The sequence below is a fragment of the Klebsiella pneumoniae genome, from assembly GCF_000742135.1.
GTDB lineage: Bacteria > Pseudomonadota > Gammaproteobacteria > Enterobacterales > Enterobacteriaceae > Klebsiella > Klebsiella pneumoniae.
Genome location: NZ_KN046818.1, coordinates 3514005 through 3535373, shown reverse-complemented (window position 1 = coordinate 3535373; position 21369 = coordinate 3514005). Strand labels below are relative to the sequence as shown.

Here is a 21369-nt window from a genome sequence, read left to right as displayed (position 1 = left end):
CTCATGGCTGGTTGAAGGAGAGACGCAGCGCCAGCGCGGCCAGCGTCACAAGCAGCACCGGCAGGGTCATGGTGATGCCGCAGCGGAAATAATACCCCCAACCGATGGTGATGTGCTTCTGCGCCAGCACATGCAGCCAGAGCAGCGTGGCCAGGCTACCAATTGGCGTGATCTTGGGCCCCAGATCGCAGCCGATGACGTTGGCATAAATCATGGCCTCTTTGATCGTCCCTGTTGCCGCGCTGCCATCAATCGACAGGGCGCCGACCAGTACGCTGGGCATATTATTCATTATTGAAGAGAGGAAGGCCGACAGGATACCGGTGCCCAGCGTCGCGGCCCAGAGCCCGCGCTCCGCCAGCATGTTCAGCACCGTGGTCAGATAATCCGTTAACCCGGCGTTTCGCAGACCATACACCACCAGATACATTCCCAGCGAGAAGATCACTATCTGCCACGGGGCGCCGCGCAGCACCTTGCCGGTGTTAATCACCCGCCCGCGCTTAGCGACAGCAAACAGGATCCCGGCGCCGAGCGCCGCGATGGCGCTGACCGGGATCCCCAGCGGTTCAAGGACGAAAAAGCCAGCCAGCAACAGCAGCAGCACGCCCCAGCCGGTGCGGAACGTCGCTGGATCTTTTATCGCCGTGGCCGGCGCTTTTAGTAACGCCATATCCCAGGCCGGCGGGATATCCTTGCGAAAGAACAGGTGCAGCATCGCCAGGGTGGTAAGGATCGCCGCGAGATCGACCGGCACCATCACCGAAGCGTACTCCCTGAAGCCGATGGCAAAGAAATCTGCCGAAACGATATTCACCAGATTCGACACCACCAGCGGCAGGCTGGCGGTATCGGCAATAAATCCGGCGGCCATGACAAAGGCCAGCATCGTTCCCTTGCTGAACCCCAGCGCTCGCAGCATGGCAATCACGATTGGCGTGAGGATCAGCGCCGCCCCATCGTTGGCAAACAGCGCCGCCACAGCTGCGCCGAGCAGGATAATCCAGGTAAACAGCAGACGACCCCGGCCTCTTCCCCAGCGGGAAACGTGCAGCGCGGCCCATTCGAAAAAGCCAGACTCATCAAGCAGCAGGCTGATAATGATAACGGCGATAAAGGTGGCGGTCGCATTCCAGACGATATGCCATACCACCGGGATATCGGCTACCTGTACGCCACCGGTGGCCAGCGCCAGCGCCGCGCCAAATGTCGCGCTCCAGCCGATCCCTAACCCCCGCGGCTGCCAGATCACCAGCACCAGGGTCAGGATAAAAATCGTACCTGCCAGCAACATCGTTCCTCCGCCAATCACATTCGAAAAATCATATATGTTAAGATAAATTTTTTACCGGCAACCCGGCCCGCCAGCCAGTCTGCTGATCATCAGCCGCACATCCTCCTGCTGACTGAGCCAGGCCTGTTCAATCACCTGCGCCGCCCAGGCCGGCATCTGCGGAGAGAGGCGGTAATGGACCCACTTACCCTGTTTACGATCCAGCAGCAATCCGCTCTCACGGAGCATCGCCAGATGGCGGGAGATCTTGGGCTGGGACTGGGCGAGCGCCGTACAGAGATCGCACACGCACAGCTCTCCACGCGCCTTGAGCAGCAATACGATCCCCAGCCGAGTTTCATCGGCGAGGTTTTTGAACAGTTGCAGGGGCAATAAAGACATGATTTCTCCTCAAGCGTGACGGACAGCATACGGGGCCACAAAGAAAGATCAATATACATTCGAAAAAACATATATATTAATTCACGTCTGCGATGAGCATCCGGGATGTTGCGCCCCGCCATCCCTGCTAAATAGCACGGAAAAATGCCGCGTTTTCTTTTATCCATCATCGGAATATGTCAGGCTGGAGATCCCATTGGATTGCCAGGGCTTTCAGGATGAGTACGATTTATGTGGTTGTTTTAACGTATATAAAACCGCTCGAAGAGGTTGACCGTGCGATCCCCACCCACATCGAATGGCTCAAAAAAGGCTATGCCGACGGCCTCTTTCTCGCCTCCGGCCGCCGTATTCCCCGCACCGGCGGCGTCATTCTGGCAAAATGCGATAGCCGGGAAACTCTGCAAGCGCGTCTGAGCCAGGATCCCTTCCAGCAGCTGGGTCTCGCCCGTACAGAGATTATTCCCTTTGAGGCCAGCATGGCGTCACCCGCGCTGCAGTCGCTGTTATAACCCTGTCTGAAAGCATATCCCGGAGGAAAAATGCAGCCGTACTTTCACTGGATCAATGAACCTGCCGAGTGGCGCCGCGATTCCGACGGCCTGACGGTGGTCACTAATAAGCATACCGACTTCTGGCGCCATACCTGGTATGGCTTCGAGCGCTTCTCTGGCCATCTCTATGCCGCAGAAGTGGCGGGCGATTTTACCCTGCAGGCAAAAATCTGTGCGGATTTCACCACGCTTTACGACCAGGCCGGGCTGATGATGATGGCCGACGAGCAGACCTGGCTGAAGGCGGGAATTGAATTCAATGACGATGCCCCGGCCATCGGCAGCGTACTGACGCTAACCCACTCCGACTGGGCCACCGGGCTTTTCCCCGGCGACCCGCGCACCTTCTGGCTGCGGCTGACCCGCAAGGGCGACGCGTTAAGGCTGCAGTATTCAACCGACGGCGAGCGCTGGCCGCTGCTGCGGCTCGGCTACTTTCCGCCAGGCCCGGTGAAAGCGGGCGTCATGTGCTGCTCACCGGAGCGTGGCGGACTGGCGGTTGCGTTTCAGGATATTCAGCTTTCCCCGCCGCTGGACAAAGCGCTGCACGATCTGAGCTGAACGCTAGCGGGAAGACCCGACTTTCTCTGCATCATCCGCGGCATGCATTATCAGGAAATCAATCAGGGCTTTCACCCTTTTCGTTCTGCCCGCGTTTTTTGGGTAATAGAGATAAACCGGCGGATAGGTTTTCCAGTAGTCCTCCATCACGGGAATAAACTGCTCACGATCGGGCTGTAATTGCAGGATTGGTTCAAATAAACGGCCAATCCCCAGTCCGTGGCGAATACCGTCGGCCATGACGTCAATATCATTGCTGATTAACTGTCCGGGCATCTCGACGGTGAGCTGCTCGCCGTGGTCATTGAGGATCAGCGGCAGGATGCGGTTGTTGGTAATAAAGCGATAGCCAATCAGCCGGTGATGATGGAGATCGGCAGGCATCGCGGGCACGCCATATTCGGCAAGATAGGCAGAGGAGGCGTATAGCCCTTCACGAAACGGCTTCATTAACGGGCGGGCGACCACGCCGCCTTCGAGAATATCGCCAAAGCGGATCCCAAGGTCGAAACGTTCTTCAATAATATTGACGGTACCGTCATAGACCGATATTTCCAGCTGGATCCCCGGATATTGCTGACAAAATGCCGCCATCGCCGGTTTGAGAATAAGCAGGTAGGCAAAGCGCGAGAGGGTTATTCTCACTGCCCCGGAGGGCTCCTGATTCTGGTCGCGGATGATTTCCAGCGACTTTTCCAGTGTCTCCACCGCCGCGGCGGTCTGCTCCAGCAGCTGTTGCCCGGTTTCCGTCAGCTCGATACGCCGGGTAGTGCGCACAAAAAGGGGGTGGCCAATATGCTCCTCCAGCAGCCTGAGCGCATTGCTGACCGACGGCGGCGTGATTTCGAGCTTGCGCGCGGCGGCCGAGATATTGCCCTCGCGCGCAATGCTCTGAAAGATGCGTATCTGATTATAAAGCGCGTTATTCATAGCATCTCCTTAAGACACCCTCGCCTGATTATTAAGTACAGGCTAAATATTTTTAAGTCAATGACCGCCTAATCTTCCCCCCCTGCGGCTCGTATACTTTTGTCTCTTCCCGCTGACAACGACTTTCCGGAGACAACTATGCGAATTTTATGTCTGGATATCCCTACCCCCGGCGCGACGCTGGAACACTATGCGCCGCACCTTACCGCAGAAGCCCTGCACGCCTGGGGACTGTACAAGTCAGGCTTTATTCGCGACATCTATTTCCGTCAGGATCGACCCGGCGTCGCTATTTTCCTCGAGTGCGACACCGTGGAAGAGGCGAATAATGTCATGGCCGAATTTCCGCTGGCAAAAGCGGGTCTATTAACCTTCGAGTGTATTCCACTCGGCTCGTTTATTAGCTGGGAAAATCTCTTCTCTGCTGAATTTAAACATCAGGAGTAACGTTGGGAATGGCTCATATTCTTGTCGTTTCCGGGCATCCGGATCTTAACCATTCCATCGCCAACGCCACCATCCTCGATGAGCTGGCGGCCGCCCTGCCTGATGCGGAAATCCGTCGTCTGGACTGGCTCTATCCGGACGGCAAATTCAACATCGCCGCTGAGCAGGAAAGCCTGCTGCAGGCGGATGTGATTGTCTGGCAGTTTCCCTTTAGCTGGTATGGGCTGCCCGGGTTAATGAAACAGTGGCTGGACGAGGTATTTGTCCACGGCTTCGCCCATGGCTCAACGGCGAAACTGGGTGGTAAAAAGCTGATCCTCTCCTTCACCACGGGAGCGCCACAGGCGCTCTATACCGCTGACGGTTTCTTTGGCCATGCCATTGAGGAGTATCTCCTTCCCTTCGAGACCACGGCCAGGCTGTGCAATCTTGAGCTGCTGGCGCCGGTTTATACCTGCGGTATTAGCTACGCCGACCGGGATGCCGACAAAATCGCTCAGCAAAAAACGCTTGCCCGGGAACACGCGGCCAGACTGATCGCGCGGCTTAAAACTCTGGTGGAATAACCCAAAGGGAGAAAATAACGATGCAGTATACCCGGCTCGGGAAGAGTGACTTACTGGTCTCCCGTATCTGCATGGGATGTATGGGGTTTGGCGATCCGTCAACGGGTCAGCATCGCTGGACGCTGGACGAAACAGCCAGCCGGGACATCATCCGCCACGCTCTGGAACAGGGCATCAATTTTTACGATACCGCCATCGCCTATCAGAACGGCTCCAGCGAACGGTACGTTGGCCGGGCGCTGCGGGAGATGGCAAAACGCGAGGAGGTGGTGCTGGCCACCAAGTTTCTGCCACGAACCGCTGCCCAGATTGCCGAGGGGATCAGCGGAAAACAGGCGATAGCCCGCTCGCTTGACCAGAGTCTGCGAAACCTCGGGATGGACTACATCGACCTCTACATCTACCACATCTGGGATTACAACACCCCGGTTATCGACGTGCTGGAGGCGCTGCACACCGCAGTGACCGCCGGCAAGGTGCGCGCGATTGGCATTTCCAATTGCTATGCCTGGCAGCTGGCGAAGGCGAACGCCCTTGCCGAACGCGAAGGGCTGACATCCTTTGTTTCTGTGCAGAGCCACTACAACCTGATTATGCGTGAAGATGAACGAGAGCTGTTCGGGCTGTGCGCAGAAGAGGGTATCGCCATGACTCCCTATAGCGCGCTGGCCAGCGGCCGTCTCTCCCGCTTAGAAGGCCACACGCGGCGAGAGGTGGAAGATGATTATGCCCGGGGCAAATACGACGGCACGGCAGAGCAGGACCGGATCATTATTGCCCGCGTCGCCGAACTTGCCGAACGGCATCAGGTCTCCATGACCGAAATTTCGCTGGCCTGGCTGCTGACTAAAGTCACCGCCCCGGTGATCGGCGCCACGCAAAAGCATCATGTTGACGGCGCGGTCAACGCTGTAGCCCTTCCACTGAGCCCGGAAGACATCCGTTATCTGGAAGAAGCCTATCAGCCGCACTTCCTCACAGGCGTGATGGCGCAAAACACGCCGCAAGCCAAAGACCGTCCTCAGGTGTGGACGCGCTAACGATCCGCCCTGCGGATCGGAAAGGAGCAAAATATGAAAAACGTGATTGCCGCGGCAGCCTTGTCGCTTGTGCTGTCTGATTTTACTTATGCCCACGAACAAAGAGATGAAGCTATGATGAAAATTACCCCTTCCACCCTTGCGGACGCTGATATTCAAGCGGTCTCCCCGGCGCTGGCGCGCTTCGGCCGCGAGGCCATCAGCAACGACCTCTGGCAACGTGACGCCCTGTCCGCCCGCGACCGTAGCATCGTGACCGTAGCGATGCTGATTGCCCGCAACCAGCCAGGCGAGCTGAAGCACTATATTGCCGTTGCGCTCGATAGCGGCGTGACGCCAGCGGAAGTGTCAGAGATCATTACTCACCTCGCCTTCTACGCTGGCTGGCCCAATGCGATGTCAGCCGTCAGCGTCGCTAAAACCATCTTTGAAGCCAGGGGCGTGACGGCAGAGGCCCTGCCCGCCGCCTCGCCAACGCTGCTGCCACTCAATGAACAGGTAGAGAAACAGCGTGCAGACACCGTGGAAAAAAATGTCGGCCCCATTTCGCCTGGCCTGGTTAAATTTACCGCCGACCCGCTGTTTCTCGACCTCTGGCAACGGCCCGCGCTTACGCCCCGCGACAGAAGTCTGGTGACGGTCAGCGCGTTAATCGCCGCCGGACAGAGCGCGCAGATTGGCTACCACCTAAACAGAGCTATGGATAATGGGCTTTCGGCTGAAGAGGCCGGAGAAGTGGTCGCCCAGGCGGCGTTCTACGCGGGATGGCCAAATGCGTTTACCGCCGCCCCGGTGGTCGGTGAGGTATTACGATCGCGCGAGAGCAAAACTGAATAAAAAAGAATAAAGGACAGGGAAGCTGTCCTTTATTTATTTTCTTCATTTACCTTCATCGCTGAAATATTTCAGAAATAACAACTCCGCGTCCGAAAATTCCTAAATACTCCTGCCTGTTGTTGTAAACGCAACTCCACCAAAAAACGGTAACACTAAATACTTCACCCCAGACCACAAGAATTACTGCTATATTGAAGAAGCATTGAGAGTCATCCGTTTAGTCTGGCCAATAACCCTGAAAATGATAGTGAAAAAATGCGGAACGTACTTATTACAGGCGCAACCGGTTTTTTAGGTGGTGCCGCATTGAGTTATATCTTGAAAGAAAAATCCGAATGCCAACTGCTATTACTGACAAGAGGTGAATCGACAAAACATGCTGTGATGCGTGTCAATGAGAACCTCAGAAAATTTCAACTCGCTGAAACGTTAATTAACAGAATATCCAGTGGCAATATCCTGCTAGGAGACCTGACGGCACCGGATTTTTTTCTTGAAGATTGTCGTCTCAATGCCATTACTGACGTCATCAATTGTGCGCATATCACCTCATCCGGTAATAATCCGTTTATCTGGACAGGGTATGTGGCGGGGATGCTCAGGTTTGTCGATCGTATGAGTCAGGCCCCCTCATTGAGACATTTCCTGCATATTGAATCTGCAGGGCTAGGTGTATCCGCATCCGAATGTGGGCTAGACAACAAACCAGGGTTTTCAAACTATGAGAATGCGATTGCCCAGTGCAGTTGGGCAAACAGCCTCATCGAGCAACGGATAATAGAATGTTATCCCGAGCTTCCTCTGATGAGAATCGTGCCTTCCACCGGGATCGAGCAGACTGAGTTAGGTAACAGCATCTGTCGGCATTTAAATCTGCCTTAGCGCTGAGGAAATTCACGCTCTCACTGCGGCATAACCGGCGATAAACTCGGGAATAAAAACAACACGGACCTTTTTGCCAGTGCACCAACTGAAGTGCGTCTGGCTAATTATTAACAGAGATGATCACCATGATGCAGCTGAGTAAAAGGATGATTGTTGTCAGCCTTCTCGTTCCGGCGATTCTGGTTGGCCTGCTATCGTTGGGGATGGCCGTTCGTCAGTTGCAAAGGGATACCGCCATAACGGCGGAGATTCTGTTAGGCCAGGTTGACCACGTGACGTCGATTGCTCGCCATACCCTCCACACGACAGCGCAAATGGCGAATCAGCCCTGCGAAAACGTTGTTGAAAAGATGACCGAAACCGGTGCGCTCACCCCTTACATCCGTAGTACCGGTCTGGTGCGTGGGGACACGCTTGTTTGTTCCTCCATCACCGGCTCCAGACAGCAAAGCATTCGGTCAGTTTATGGACTCCCCCTCTCAGCAGAGATGGGCAGTCTGGAAATAACGGCGATTAACGGTACCCGCAGCGTTCCGCATCAGACGGCTATCATCTACGCCTCTGGTGCCGGTAATGGCATCACGGTTTTCAGCGTAGTAGATGGACGATATTTTACCGATCTGATGGAAACCCTGGATGATGAAAATCATGCCATCCTGCGGTTGCGGTTTAGTGACGGTCCCGTTATCTCCAGTCAGGATAAAGGCACTGAAGACCTCGCGGGCTTCAGTGCGGTATTCAATTCTGACTTTAGTCAGGCGCGTATACAGATCATCACCCCCTGGCAATCGCTTGCTCGCTACCTGGTGCGCAATATGATTTTTCTCGGCCCGGCCTCTCTGCTCCTGACGCTGGCTACGCTGTATTTATGGCGACGCTGGCTGACAGGAAAATTGTCTCTGGCTGATGAAATAGCGAAGGGAATGGCGCGAGGAGAGTTTGTTGTTCATTACCAACCGGTATGTGAGGCGGCGTCCGGTATGTGCACCGGTGCGGAGGCCCTGATGCGCTGGCAGCGGGCTGACGGCAGCTCAATATCGCCAGCGCTGTTTATCCAGGCAGCGGAAGAAGAGGAGATGATTATCAGCCTGACGCGACATCTTTTTGGCCTGATCGCTGCCGATGTCAAAGCCTGGCAGGTGACCGCCCCTTTCCATCTGGGGGTCAATATCGCTGCGGCCCATCTGACGGATGACGCCTTTACCACAGACGTGCTGCAGTTTCGTCAATCCCTCGCTGCCTCATTTCGCCTGGTACTGGAAGTCACCGAACGCAGCCTGGTCGATGACACCGCATTGGCCTCAGAGAATCTGAACGCACTTCGTCAGCATGGCTGTCAGGTAGCCGTGGATGATTTCGGGACAGGATACTGCTCATTGAGTCTGCTTCACAACCTGCCCGTGGACTACCTGAAAATCGATAAAATTTTTATTGATACGCTGACCTCCGCCGGGACGGATACGCCAGTATTGGATACCATCATTGGCCTTAGCAAGCGTCTGGGCCTGGCCACGATTGCGGAAGGCGTCAGTACGCAACAACAGGCCGAGTGGCTCAAAGATAACCGGGTGTCTTACGTCCAGGGGTATCTTTATGCCAGACCGATGCCGGCAGCTGATTTCATTTCCTGGTACGAAGAAAATAACAGAAAGCGTGAGACTGTCCGTACATAACACCGACTGCGATACCCCGCCGCTGATGGTTGATGTGTATCAGCGATATACCGCATAGTGGATAAAGAGAGAGCATAGTTTCGGCCAACAAACTGCGCTCTGCGTTTGAACCACACCGGGCGGCTCCCCATCTGGCCAGTACCGCCATGGTGACTGAAGATACTGCCTTTGAGACTTACCGTCATGGTGTGGGCACCATTACCGCCGCTAATGAAGCGGCAAACGGACTGCTGAGCGCAGAGCAAAGGAATGTCGACGCCTACACCTCCGCGCTGATCGCCGCAGCGAATCTCGCTTTTGTCATGGGGGAAATGACGCAGGCCTCTGGCAATATACCAAACACGATGGAGCCGCCTTTGTCCGACGAGACACAGGAAACCACTTTCGGCTAAACCATAATTAACCAACGCGAAGACGCCCTGGCAATGGGAAATTTGATTTCGCCCATATCTGTTCAGCAAAGCTGAGAAAATTATCCGAGAGCATGAAGCTTGACGCCCCTCACTGCTTCCTTTTTATGGTATTGGATGCAATTCATCACGTAATCTCTCTAACTTGATCCAGACCTCGCACGGCCTATTTCCCATTGAATGACAGGCAGAGAAATCTTACTCGAGGTGATATCAACCGCAGATATTGTCGCATCATTAAATTTGATCGGTATTTATTTACATCCGGGAAAATCCTACATCCGTCATCCCCCACCTTCACCAGCCCCCCTATAATCCTACATATATCTGGCAAGTCCAAAACAAAATAATTTTTTTGATGAAATTAGGGGGGTGTAGTATTTCAGGAGATTTTTCATAGCATTTTCTTGAACTAAAAAAAATCACCCAAGCCTATACACAAACAAAAAAACAACCATTATTATAAAAGTGTTATGGAAGGCACCTTTAGAGTATAGACTACCACATATCCTTTAAGCGATTGATAACGATGACAAGATAGCTTTCACCTATTCAAGGATGGTTTTTATAACGGCAAGAACGATTTCTCATCTATTTCTCTCTCTGCTAGTCTTCAGCTTACATTAATACTGGTAGAAAAATACTTATTATCAAAAGCGAATCATTGCTTATCATACCTGATTATTATCAGCAGAAATTTACTGATACATGTGTTTCCTGTCCTTTTACCAAAAGGTGTTTTTATGCCAGACTTAATCTTCAAACATTGCTCTCTCAGCGTCTATGAAAAAAGCGAATTCGCCGCGCTCTCGTGGTCAAAAAATGCAGCATGTCATGCCTCCTGTCCACGGTTTATCCCTAAGCAAAAAAACAGGTCAGGAGCGCGTTTTGCAACATGGCTTAACGGGGCAGTGTTTCTGGCAATGATACCTCAATCGGTATCGGTATTTGTTCTCGAGCCGGGTTATACAAAACCTGGTAACTGGGATCCCTCGTGACTAAAACGCAGGATAGCCGTGAATGTCGGGGGCAGGCAGCAGCAACTTTGATGGGATCAACGTAGGGAAAGATCCAAATTTTATCTCAATACAGGCTTACGCCAATACGACAGGGTTACTCGCGGGCAAACGTTAAGAGATACCCACCGATGATTCTCGGGATGATGCCATTTTAAAAGGTATAAATATGGTCGCTACTGACATTTTTTGGGTGGGCCTGGGCGGCGGCACCGGCTCTTTACTACGCTGGTGGGTTGGTCTTGCCGTCAGCAAACTTTACCGCGGACATTTTCCTCTCGGCACGTTTTTAATCAATGTGAGCGGCGCATTAATCATCGGATATCTCAGCGCGCTGTTCGGTATCGACTGGCGCGAGCGCTATGGTGAATGGTTAAATGCAGGCCTGCTGACCGGTGTCCTTGGCGGTTATACCACCTTCAGCAGCATGCAGTTAGATGCCGCCAACCTGGCTCATGCGCACCAGAGGTTACTCGCTTCAGGATATTTAATCGTCTCTGTGGTTACCGGCGTGGCGGCTGCTGCCTGCGGTGCATGGTTAGCCTGCCCATAAGGAGCGCATCAGGTGCTTAATTTTACTATTCTGATCTTTGTTGGCGGGGCGTTTGGCGCAATATGCCGCGAATTATTGATGTTGGTAGTGCCTCGCCTGAGCGATGGCTTTCCCCTGGATATCTTCATCGCCAATATTATTGCCGCTTTTTTGCTTGGTTTATGCACATCACTGTATAAAAGGAACCGGGTTAATCAGTACATCCATATGATGGTGGCTACGGGTATCATGGGAGGGCTATCAACCTTCTCCAGCTTTGTATCTGGCGCGGTGGAAATGATGAATGAGCCACTCAGCGCGCTGATCGCCATCTGTTATCTGGTTATCAGCCTGATAGTCGGTTTTATGGCTGTGGAGCTGGGGTTAAGACTGGGCTCCCGAGTAAAGCCTGCGCCGCCCATGACTCATAACAGATCGACTGGTTAAGTCGAACTGACTTTTTCTCCTGTTGCGCCGCGCAGCAGAGCAATCAGGAGCGATCCGGTGAAAGCGGCACTATCAATGGTAGTCCGCCTGACTGGAAAAAAAGATTATCGCCGCGCTTAATGCCTGCAACTGCTGCGTAAGTTCATCTATTCCCTGCGGCAAAACGGCTTCAGGTTCCCCCGCCGCCAGCGCATTCTCTAACTGTTCAGCTGTCGCATGGATAGCGGTTGCGCCAAGAATCTGTGCAGTACCATTAATTCGATGTAAATGGTATTGCGCCAGTCGCCAGTCTTGTCCGCTGATGGCCGCGCGCGCTGCGGCGATATCCTTTTCGTTTTCCACCCGCGATTGCTCGAGCATCTGCCACATTAATTTTTTATCACCCAGCGTCAGCGCGGTGAATATCTTCATATTGAGGAATTCATCAAGCGAGCTGCCGGACTGGGGTATATTTATTTCACACAGCGCGGTGGCCAGCTGAGAAAGATCCAGGGGCTTAAACAGGCACAAGTTCATGCCACTGGCCAGGCAACGCTCTTTTTCTCCGGCCACGAGGTTAGCGGTAAGCCCCCAGATGACCATTCTGGTATCGTACTCGCGCACGCGACAGGTTAACGTAATACCGTCCATCACAGGCATATTCAGATCGGTAATTAACAGGTCATAGCGCTGTTGCTGGATGAGTTTAAGCGCCTCGGCGCCATCCTTCGCTTCATCAGCAGCGTAGCCCAAGGTATCGAGCTGGCGGCGAAGCAGCTGGCGGTTGGCGGGGAGATCCTCGGCAATGAGAATACGAATTGCCTGCGGAACTGCCTTAACGTTCCCAGGCAGGGTATCAACGTTCAAACCAAGCAAAGACTGAGCGGTGGCATACGCCAGTTTAAGGCACTGCTGATCTTCTTCTGCTGTTTGTTGGCGGGTGAAGATAAGTTCAAGAAACCCCAGGATAGCACTTACTGACGTACGAACATCATGACTCGAGCAGGGCAAAGAGGCACTGCTCCCCTGACTGGCGTCTTTGACCTGTTCTTTTTCATTCTGAAGCTTCTCCACTAACTGTCGGGACTCAGTGATATCCTGCCAGCCACACATTAAGACCGGTGTCAGGGTTGTGGGTAAGCGGCATAACACCATCCAGTGCAAAATCGTTCGTTCCTCTATACCATTATGTAATGCCAGTGGATGCGTGATAATGATATCGGGGGTCAGGCCCAGCTGAACCTCATGCTGGATCGCAGGGAAGATATGCGCGAGAGGATGACGCCGGTCGAACAGTGAAAAATGCATCGCTTCACGCAGATGCTCGGGGAAAAAAGCGCTGAAGGCGTTGTTATAACTGTCAAGCTCGCCCTTAAGGGTAATCACATACACCGGTATCGGCATCGCGTTGAACAACGTCTGGTGAAAACTGAGCTGATGCTCCAGCGCCGCCTGAACCGCTTTTCGTTTGCGCTCAGATCGCAGCCAATACGCGCCCCAGAGCAAACCACTCAGGATCAATAGCGTCGCCAGCCCTGCAAACCAGTAAAAGGGTCGGCTACAGAAGCTCCAGGTATCGATAGTCACTTCAGGCATGTTGGTCCACTTTCCCGTAGGGTTCGGTCTCTCTGTTGGCGGGGATATCATCCGATGCCTTATTGAGAATGCATTGCCATTTTGTTGCCCTACACGGGAACATGAAGGCATCGTTCGCAAGCGGCTCTGCCCGCGACATTTATCAGTATAACAGGCAGGTACAATCCGCTTGCCATGAATAATAAATAGTCGATATAGAACCCGCGATCGCGGTCAGAGGAAGCAAGCATGCTTAGCAGTGAAAACTTAGCACCTACAATGGCGATACCTGGCATTCGTTTTTGCGCCAGCCGTTGCTGACAGCGTTGATGTAAAAAGACGGGGGACCGCTAATATCCCCCCCATAGTAATGCTGGAGATGCCTTCCACCGGCACATCGCATTATCCGATTTTATTACGGTTTGCAAATGAGAAGAGATCCACCAGCGATTTGCAACCCAGTTTCTCCATCAATCGACCTTTATAGGTGCTGACCGTTTTACTACTGATATGCATCTCTGAGGCGATTTGCATATTGTCTGCCCCATTCAGGATGGCGCGCATCACCTTGACTTCCTGGCTGGAGAGCGACTGCAGCATCGCCTGCTCGTTAGATAAGCTGCCGACAAAGCCGCTCAGCGAAAAAGGAAAATAGCTGTATCCATTTTGCGCAGCATGAATGGCAGAGATAATATTGTTTATCCCCTCTTTTTTACTGATAAACGCATTAGCGCCGGCATCTGCGCTACGCTTGCCATAAAAGAGATCGTTTTTTGCCGAAACCACAATGATAATATGGCTAAATTGCTTCTTACGCAGCTTCTCAACGACTTCAATACCGCTCATAACCGGAATATCAACATCCACAATCACCACATCCGGCTGGTATTCCGCAACAGCCATTAACGCTTCGCCTCCATCTCCCGCTTCGGCAACAATATTAAAACCCTCATTTTCCAGAAGGTTACGAATCGCCATTCGCGCAAGAGGATGATCATCAATAATAATCGCGCTTAAATTTGCCGTTTTACTCATCATTATTCCTTGTTATGTTGAACGCAATGACATGCTGTGCTCTCCTTCTATCCAACCAGACATGCCTGATCGACGATATACAAACGTGGCCGGAAGACCGGGAATGGTATTATTCATCCATTATCTACCATAGCATCCTTCAACGTATTCATCCTAGATATACAGTGAAAGTTTTGAGATTGCATCGTAATGACGCCGGTATCTTTTGCCTGCTTTCCACTGGGATTACACACGTAAGAATTAACCTGCATATATATCCGATATGTCCAATATGGCAAGCCTGGACATAACTTTATACTTGTTTAACCGGGACTACATTTACCACTGCTACGCATAGTGATGCGATGTCTTTCCCGCTCGACTAAAACTCATTAACCAAAGTGGGTATGTGCATAAATAAATAAATTTTCAGCACGCCCATGTTTCCATAGCTTCTATCACACGCAGCTCTTCCTGCACATGAGTTTCTCTTGTATACAGACGAATGGAATAAGATTCATCATGAACAATTTAAATACTGACGAAAACATTGCCGGCAAGCAAATCCAAAAACGAAAAAAATTGTTGCTTATTTTCGCGGCGGTCATAGTCATTGTTGCGGGTTCCAGTACCGCCTGGTGGTATTTTGATTTGCGCGATGTACAGAGCACTGATGATGCCTATGTGAAGGGAAATCAAATTGCTATCTCTTCACTGGTTGCGGGGAGCGTAATTAGTGTTAATTACACCGACACGGATTTAGTACGTCAGGGTGATGTTCTTGTCACATTAGATGATACCGACGCCAGAATTAATTTTAACAAAGCCGCCAATAATCTGGCCAATACGGTCCGCAAGATCAAACAGATGTATATTGCTGACGATCAATATAACGCTAACGTTCAGGAAGCAAAAATCGCATATCAGCAGGCACTGGCAGACTACCAGCGCCGCAGCAGGCTGCAGGGCGCAGCGGCGATATCAAGGGAGAATATGCAACATGCAAAGGATGCCGTGGACAGCAGCAAAGCAGCGCTGGATGTCGCTGTCCAGGCTTATCGCGGAAACCGTGTACTGATTCAGAATACGGCGTTAGAAAAACAGCCGGAAGTGTTAATGGCGGCGGAATCCATGCGGGAAGCCTGGGTTGCGCTTCAGCGAACCAAAGTGCGCAGCCCGGTCACGGGGTATCTTGCACAACGCAATGTACAAGTCGGGGAAACTATCGGCTCAGGCCAGGCGCTGATGTCAATCATACCTGCCGAGCAGGTCTGGATTAACGCTAACTTCAAAGAAACCCAGCTCAGCGGGGTTAAGATCGGTCAGAAAGTCTCGATCGTCACCGATTTTTACGGCAGCGATGTGGTGTTTAACGGTCGGGTTGATGGTATCAACATGGGAACCGGCAGCGCATTTTCGGTATTGCCTGCGCAGAATGCGACCGGTAACTGGATCAAAGTGGTTCAACGCCTGCCAGTGCGCATTACGCTGGATGCTGAGCAGATAAAGGCCTACCCGTTGCGCATCGGCTTGTCCGCCACCGTGCGGCTGCATGAAACCCATTCGCAGGGCGAGGCACTGGCAACGACGCAGCGAAAAACCCCGGCTTACGCAAGCAACGCACTGGTTATCGATACTACCCCTGTTGATAACGAAATCCTCAATATCATCAAAGCCAACGCGATGTGATTTATGAGTAATAATACTGCACTTCCGCCGCTGAAGGGTGCTGCCTTAGTACTGGTGACATTAGCGCTGTCGATGGCCACCTTTATGCAAATGCTGGACTCCACCATTTCCAACGTGGCAATTCCGACAATCTCAGGATTTTTAGGCGCCTCAACCGATGAAGGTACCTGGGTTATAACTTCGTTCGGTGTGGCGAATGCTATTTCCATTCCTGTTACCGGTCGTCTGGCGCAACGTTTTGGCGAACGCAAACTATTTTTAACCTCGGTAACCCTCTTTGCACTGGCATCATTATGCTGTGGACTTTCGACAAATCTGGACACTCTGATAGGATTCCGTGTTGTTCAGGGACTGGTGGCTGGTCCGCTCATTCCACTCTCACAAAGTCTGCTGCTACGCAATTATCCACCAGAAAAACGCAATATCGCACTGGCGCTTTGGTCAATGACGGTTATTATCGCTCCCATTTTTGGGCCCATTATTGGTGGCTACATTTGCGATAATTACGACTGGGGCTGGATATTTTTAATCAACGTCCCACTGGGTGTCATTGTGGTTGTGCTGACCTCGTGGTTACTCAAAGGCCGCGAGACGCCAACTGAACCGGTTAAAATTAATCTCATCGCGTTGAGCCTCCTGGTGCTGGGCGTCGGTAGCCTGCAAATTATGCTGGATAAAGGAAAAGATCTCGACTGGTTCAACTCAACCACGATCATTGTTCTGGCGATTATTGCCGTTATTGCTATTATTTTACTGGTCATCTGGGAAGCAACGGACAATAACCCGATTATTGATCTTAGCCTGTTCCGTTCGCGAAATTTTACTATTGGTATTTTATGTATCGCCTGTGCCTATTTAATTTATGCCGGGGCGATCGTGTTAATGCCGCAGTTACTGCAGACCGTTTTTGAGTACACTTCGGTATCGGCCGGACTGGCTTACGCACCGATCGGTATCATGCCGCTACTGCTTGCGCCGCTTATTGGTCGCTATGGCCATAAAATCGATATGCGGATGTTGGTAACGTTTAGTTTTATCATGTACGCCCTGTGTTATTACTGGCGTTCCGTCACCTTTACCTCGGCCATTGATTTTACGTGGGTTATTATCCCACAATTTATGCAGGGTTTTGCGGTCGCCTGTTTCTTTTTACCGCTGACAACCATTTCACTTTCAGGGTTACCGCCGGAGAAATTCGCTGCCGCTACCAGTTTGAGTAACTTCTTCCGAAGTTTGTCCGGCTCTATTGGCACCACGATCACCATGACGCTATGGAGTCATCGCGACTCCTTCCACCACGCGCAGCTAACAGAATCGGTCACCGAGTATAATCCTCCGTCTGTCGATATGTTCCATAAACTGCAACATATGGGTTTTGATAAGCAGCAAATAGCAACCTATCTCAATGACCAGATTACTCAGCAAAGCCTGCTAATGGCGGCCAACGATGTTTTTTACCTGTCGGCTGGCGTATTCCTGATGCTCACTCTGCTGGTATGGTTCGCAAAACCACCGTTTAACTCCAGCAAAGCTGGATAATACTTGTCATCTATCAGGCCCGGCAACGGGCCTGATAATCCCCCTCCTGTTTCCCACTCGCTACAAGCCTGTTAATTTCACATCATGTCCAGCCAGTTTATACAAATTACATACTATAACCGTTGCCGTCCCGCCTACCCATCCATAAAAGAAAAAGCGGCGCCAACAACTCCGTTGAGAAAAATTAAAGCTCCCCACCATTGCATCCTACACCTGTAAGATATTGATGATATCGATCGACTCGCACTCCGATACACAGGAAAATAACCGCCACTTATAATAACTGAAATACTATTAAATGCCGTCGCCCGCTATCTGCTGCGGTTCATTTTGCTACCGTAATGACTAACGGAGAAATCATGTTATTTATTGACAGCAGTAAAATAAATACTCTTGGCAGTACGCTGTTAAAAAGATACCATAGAGCTACTGCCGTTATGGCCGTTATACTGCTGTTGTGCGCGCTGGCCTGTATGCTCTTCCCAATATATAGCGGTGTGGTCATTAGCACCCTGACTGGTGCTTTAATGTTCATCTGTGGCATGTACTCTGTGGCGATGGCATTGATATTCATTAAATACAATACTCGTTCTTACATCTCATCGTTGTTATTTGGAATTATTTATTTTGGCGTCGGCTGTGGTTTTATCTTTAGCACGTCATTCGGTATTAATACTTTGTCATTGCTGTTTTGTGTTTTATTTATCCTTGCCGGGTATAGTCGCATCGCCATGGGATTTAAAGATCGGGCTATGAAGGGTCGTTATTGGTGTATTTTCATTGGCATAATAGACCTCATCATCGCCCTGGCCTGGCTCCGCGCTAGCGAAGACGCCAACTATATCATCACTGTCACCTTCATTGGTCTGGAAATGCTGTTCTGTGCCGGATTCTTCTTAGTGCTCAGCTATGCACTGAATAAAGCACAAAAAAAATTAATTACCACGTAAATCGCTATTTTATATATTGTGCATAGGCTTTTCAAACAGGAAAACATCATGAAAAAATTATCCACTCTGTTTCTCACACCCGTTGTGACTCTTGTTTTACTGAACGCCAACGCCGCCGTGGCGGCGGAGAAAGCGTCGGAAACCACACCGAAAAACATGACTTGCCGGGAATACCTTGATATGAACCCTAAGGCAATGACCCCGGTAGCTTACTGGGCAATCAATAATGAGACCGTCTATAAAGGTGGAGATACCGTTGACTGGAATGAAACGGACACCGTCTCGGTACCAAAGTTAATCAAAATCTGTCATGAAAAGCCAGAAAGTAAAATTATGCAATGGGTGAATGATATTCGATAATCCTGCGCAGTTTATTCTTTTCTGCCCTACCTGATAAACTACCAGCGGAAAACAGCCTATCTTACAGATTGCTGTTTTTCGCTTTTTTACGTGCCTGCCTTCTTATTCCGTCCTGAGATATAATTGCTCCGGCAGCTACCCTGACAGAAATAAGCCAATATTTTTTCCGTCAGGCAACAACTTACACCAGTAGGATGGGTATGACTCATGCGGGTATCCACTCTGATATACAGATTATAAAACAAGCTATACACTCTTGAAGTATATAACTTTACAAAAGTCAGGAGACCTATTTTATCGAATGCAAGGCATGCATTTATAAGAAGCTGTTAGCATGTCTGGCCTCCTTTAGGAAAATCAGCACACAGCCTGCCATGGAGAAAAGCGTGAACGATTAAAAGCATATTAACAGGTTAATAAAACCACTCCCTCGATGCGTGGAGGATTTATTTTACGAATATAAACAACGTCCTGCATATATATTTTACACATTGCACTGTCATATCGTGCAATCTGCGTTCGTCAGCTTAAAAAATCAACGCTTACAGGCGCTGTATAAGATCACAGGGATAATTTTATGGAACATGCACTTGTAAATTATTTATCATTAGATGTACCTAACACTGCTTTTATGTTGCTCTGCGCCAGCCTCGTGATGTTGATGACGCCCGGGCTGGCATTTTTTTATGGCGGACTGGTACCCAGAAAAAGTATTGTGACGATAATGGCGCAAAGCTTTTTCTCGATGGGGTGGGTCGCCGCCCTTTGGTTTATCGTCGGTTATTCACTGAGCTTTGGTCCGACGCTCAACGGGATCATCGGCGATCCCCTCTATTATTCTTTCATGAATAATATTGATCCAGGGACGATGTACACCGGTAACAAAGGTGGCATCCCCTTATTAGTTCATTTTGTCTATCAAATGATGTTTGCCATCATTACCCCCGCATTAATAACGGGTGCGTTTGCAAATCGCGTCAATTTTCCAGCGTATCTGGTCTTCCTTACCTTCTGGACACTTCTGGTTTACTGCCCGTTTGTTCATATGATCTGGAGTCCGCAGGGAATGCTGGCGAAATGGGGAGTCGTAGATTTTGCTGGCGGGATCGTAGTCCATGCCACAGCGGGTTTTGCCGCACTGGCTTCCGCACTGTATGTTGGCAAACGTACGGTGGCCTCAGACGGTACGCATAATATTCCTTATATTGCCCTGGGAGCCGGTTTATTGTGGTTTGGCTGGTATGGTTTTAACGCAGGTTCAGAACTGCAGGTCAATACTGTTACGGTCTCCGCGTTTGTGACCACGGATATCGCCGCCGCTTTTGCTGCCGTCACCTGGTTTATTATTGAGAAAATCCGTACAGGCAAACCCAAACTGGTCGGTTTTTTAACCGGCGCAGTAGCCGGGCTTGCCACTATCACCCCAGCTGCTGGCTATGTCTCGATTCAGTCTGCCGCGCTAATTGGCATTATTGCCAGCTTCGTCTGTTATTTCGTGGTGCTGTTGGTACGCCGCTACCTTGATGATGCGCTGGACGTGTTTGGCGTACACGGCGTTGGCGGGATAACAGGTTCGATTCTGGTGGGTGTCTTTGCCTCAGCCACATGGAACGCGAATGGGCCTGACGGTCTGCTGGAAGGCAATGGGATGCAAATCATTAAACAGATTACCGCCGTGGTATTTACCAGCGTCTGGTCGTTTATTTTCACACTGGCTATTCTGTGGCTCATTAATAAATTCACCGTAGTTAAAGTCGACCAGAATAAAGTTGGCGGCGAACTCGATAACACTTTATTCGGCGAAGATGCCTATAGCGAGAAAAATTAATATCTCTCTGCCCCTTCCCTGTGGCTGGGGCAGCATCACCGATATTAAACAATGTGTGTAATCAGGAATGGAGGAAATATGCAACTCACGCCCAGAGAAATTGAAAAGCTGATGGTTTATACCCTGGCTGACGTCGCGTTGAAGCGCAAAAACAAGGGTCTAAAACTGAACCACCCGGAAGCGGTTGCCATTATTACGACCACGGCGATGGAGGGTGCCCGGGAAGGAAAAACCCTGGAAGTGGTGATGAATGAAGCACGTACCGTATTAACCAAAGAGGACGTCATGGACGGTGTGGCCGATTTAATTCCTCACGTCCAGGTCGAAGCCATTTTCACCGATGGCAGTCGTCTGGTCACGGTTCATGACCCGATTCAGTGAATAAGCCTGAAATGACTCTGCAAAGGAGCTCTAATGAAAAAGCAATCCAACACTTCGGAAACCATGGTTAAAAAGGTGGAGACAGGGGTCTCCGTCGGCGGCTATGTATTAGCGGACTCGCCAATTACTTTTAATGAAGGCCGCTCCATTACTACCGTTCATGTCAAAAACACGGGCGATCGTCCAATCCAGGTAGGCTCGCACTTTCATTTCTTTGAAGCCAATAAAGCACTGGAGTTTGAGCGCAGTAAAGCGTTTGGTAAACGACTCAACATTACCGCTACGACAGCGATACGATTTGAACCGGGTGATGCTATTACCGTTGAATTAATTCCTTTCAGCGGTCAGCAGGTGGTATACGGCTTTAATAATCTGGTCGACGGCTGGGTCGGCAACGCCTCTGGCATTCAGGGCGATGCACCTGAAGATATTCTTAACAATGCCATCAAACATGGTTTTAAATCAGTAAGTTAAATTTCAG

23 protein-coding genes are annotated in these 21369 nt (G+C 50.8%); 18 read left to right on the top strand and 5 right to left on the bottom strand.

Annotated elements, in window-relative coordinates:
* Position 1: 1 nt before the first annotated feature.
* Both DR88_RS08930 and DR88_RS08935 read right to left on the bottom strand, forming a co-directional pair.
* Positions 2-1294 carry an arsenic transporter gene (locus DR88_RS08930; protein ID WP_025861934.1) on the bottom strand — a complete coding sequence of 431 codons (1293 nt, stop codon included), beginning with the start codon at positions 1292-1294 and terminating at the stop codon, positions 2-4.
* Positions 1295-1345: 51 nt separating this feature from the next.
* Positions 1346-1675, bottom strand: coding sequence for a metalloregulator ArsR/SmtB family transcription factor (locus tag DR88_RS08935; RefSeq protein ID WP_002916281.1), 330 nt, complete (start codon positions 1673-1675; stop codon positions 1346-1348).
* 218 nt (positions 1676-1893) lie between these two features.
* On the opposite strand from DR88_RS08935, the gene DR88_RS08940 reads away from it, so the two are divergent.
* Both DR88_RS08940 and DR88_RS08945 read left to right on the top strand, forming a co-directional pair.
* Positions 1894-2187, top strand: coding sequence for a YciI family protein (locus DR88_RS08940; protein WP_025861933.1), 294 nt, complete (start codon positions 1894-1896; stop codon positions 2185-2187).
* Between the two features lie 30 nt (positions 2188-2217).
* Entirely contained in the window at positions 2218-2790 is a 573-nt protein-coding gene (locus DR88_RS08945) for a DUF1349 domain-containing protein (RefSeq protein ID WP_002916283.1), read from the top strand.
* 3 nt (positions 2791-2793) lie between these two features.
* Here the strand turns inward: DR88_RS08945 and DR88_RS08950 are convergent, their stop codons facing one another.
* A complete protein-coding gene (locus DR88_RS08950; protein WP_002916285.1) occupies positions 2794-3720 on the bottom strand; it encodes a LysR family transcriptional regulator in 927 nt (308 codons plus the stop codon).
* A gap of 138 nt (positions 3721-3858) precedes the next feature.
* Here DR88_RS08950 and DR88_RS08955 point away from each other — a divergent pair, with 138 nt between their 5' ends.
* From DR88_RS08955 to crcB, 9 genes are all read left to right on the top strand, one after another.
* Positions 3859-4167 (top strand): superoxide dismutase, encoded by a 309-nt coding sequence (locus DR88_RS08955; RefSeq protein ID WP_004900427.1) that lies wholly within the window; start codon positions 3859-3861, stop codon positions 4165-4167.
* An 8-nt stretch (positions 4168-4175) separates the two neighbouring features.
* A complete protein-coding gene (locus DR88_RS08960; protein WP_025861932.1) occupies positions 4176-4733 on the top strand; it encodes an NAD(P)H-dependent oxidoreductase in 558 nt (185 codons plus the stop codon).
* Positions 4734-4753: 20 nt separating this feature from the next.
* Positions 4754-5773 (top strand): aldo/keto reductase, encoded by a 1020-nt coding sequence (locus DR88_RS08965; protein ID WP_004149693.1) that lies wholly within the window; start codon positions 4754-4756, stop codon positions 5771-5773.
* Between the two features lie 33 nt (positions 5774-5806).
* Positions 5807-6610, top strand: a complete 804-nt coding sequence (locus DR88_RS08970) for a carboxymuconolactone decarboxylase family protein (protein ID WP_002916291.1) — start codon at positions 5807-5809, stop codon at positions 6608-6610.
* A 255-nt stretch (positions 6611-6865) separates the two neighbouring features.
* Entirely contained in the window at positions 6866-7492 is a 627-nt protein-coding gene (locus DR88_RS08975; protein WP_004900436.1) for an SDR family oxidoreductase, read from the top strand.
* A 128-nt stretch (positions 7493-7620) separates the two neighbouring features.
* Entirely contained in the window at positions 7621-9168 is a 1548-nt protein-coding gene (locus tag DR88_RS08980; protein WP_306238883.1) for an EAL domain-containing protein, read from the top strand.
* A gap of 146 nt (positions 9169-9314) precedes the next feature.
* Positions 9315-9560 (top strand): hypothetical protein, encoded by a 246-nt coding sequence (locus DR88_RS08985; protein ID WP_004900442.1) that lies wholly within the window; start codon positions 9315-9317, stop codon positions 9558-9560.
* Positions 9561-10763: 1203 nt separating this feature from the next.
* Positions 10764-11147: a fluoride efflux transporter FluC gene (locus DR88_RS08990; RefSeq protein ID WP_004900445.1), complete on the top strand. Its 384-nt coding sequence runs from the start codon at positions 10764-10766 to the stop codon at positions 11145-11147.
* Between the two features lie 12 nt (positions 11148-11159).
* Complete coding sequence (gene crcB, locus DR88_RS08995; protein ID WP_004214240.1) at positions 11160-11573, top strand: fluoride efflux transporter CrcB; 414 nt, start codon at positions 11160-11162, stop codon at positions 11571-11573.
* A gap of 72 nt (positions 11574-11645) precedes the next feature.
* Here crcB and DR88_RS09000 read toward each other — a convergent pair whose 3' ends face one another.
* Positions 11646-13148 carry a response regulator gene (locus DR88_RS09000; RefSeq protein WP_025861930.1) on the bottom strand — a complete coding sequence of 501 codons (1503 nt, stop codon included), beginning with the start codon at positions 13146-13148 and terminating at the stop codon, positions 11646-11648.
* A 381-nt stretch (positions 13149-13529) separates the two neighbouring features.
* Positions 13530-14162: an acid-sensing system DNA-binding response regulator EvgA gene (gene evgA / locus DR88_RS09005; RefSeq protein WP_004214242.1), complete on the bottom strand. Its 633-nt coding sequence runs from the start codon at positions 14160-14162 to the stop codon at positions 13530-13532.
* Positions 14163-14663: 501 nt separating this feature from the next.
* On the opposite strand from evgA, the gene DR88_RS09010 reads away from it, so the two are divergent.
* From DR88_RS09010 to ureB, 7 genes are all read left to right on the top strand, one after another.
* Entirely contained in the window at positions 14664-15830 is a 1167-nt protein-coding gene (locus DR88_RS09010) for an EmrA/EmrK family multidrug efflux transporter periplasmic adaptor subunit (RefSeq protein ID WP_004900454.1), read from the top strand.
* 3 nt (positions 15831-15833) lie between these two features.
* Positions 15834-17369 (top strand): DHA2 family efflux MFS transporter permease subunit, encoded by a 1536-nt coding sequence (locus DR88_RS09015; protein WP_004149705.1) that lies wholly within the window; start codon positions 15834-15836, stop codon positions 17367-17369.
* Between the two features lie 359 nt (positions 17370-17728).
* Entirely contained in the window at positions 17729-18319 is a 591-nt protein-coding gene (locus DR88_RS09020; protein WP_004900460.1) for a DUF308 domain-containing protein, read from the top strand.
* 48 nt (positions 18320-18367) lie between these two features.
* The gene (gene hdeB, locus DR88_RS09025) at positions 18368-18679 is read left to right on the top strand and encodes an acid-activated periplasmic chaperone HdeB (RefSeq protein WP_004900465.1); all 312 of its coding nucleotides are present in this window, start codon (positions 18368-18370) and stop codon (positions 18677-18679) included.
* A 577-nt stretch (positions 18680-19256) separates the two neighbouring features.
* Positions 19257-20507, top strand: a complete 1251-nt coding sequence (locus tag DR88_RS09030; protein ID WP_004149711.1) for an ammonium transporter — start codon at positions 19257-19259, stop codon at positions 20505-20507.
* Between the two features lie 78 nt (positions 20508-20585).
* Positions 20586-20888: an urease subunit gamma gene (locus DR88_RS09035; RefSeq protein ID WP_004900470.1), complete on the top strand. Its 303-nt coding sequence runs from the start codon at positions 20586-20588 to the stop codon at positions 20886-20888.
* Between the two features lie 33 nt (positions 20889-20921).
* Positions 20922-21362: an urease subunit beta gene (gene ureB / locus DR88_RS09040; protein ID WP_004149713.1), complete on the top strand. Its 441-nt coding sequence runs from the start codon at positions 20922-20924 to the stop codon at positions 21360-21362.
* Positions 21363-21369: the final 7 nt, after the last annotated feature.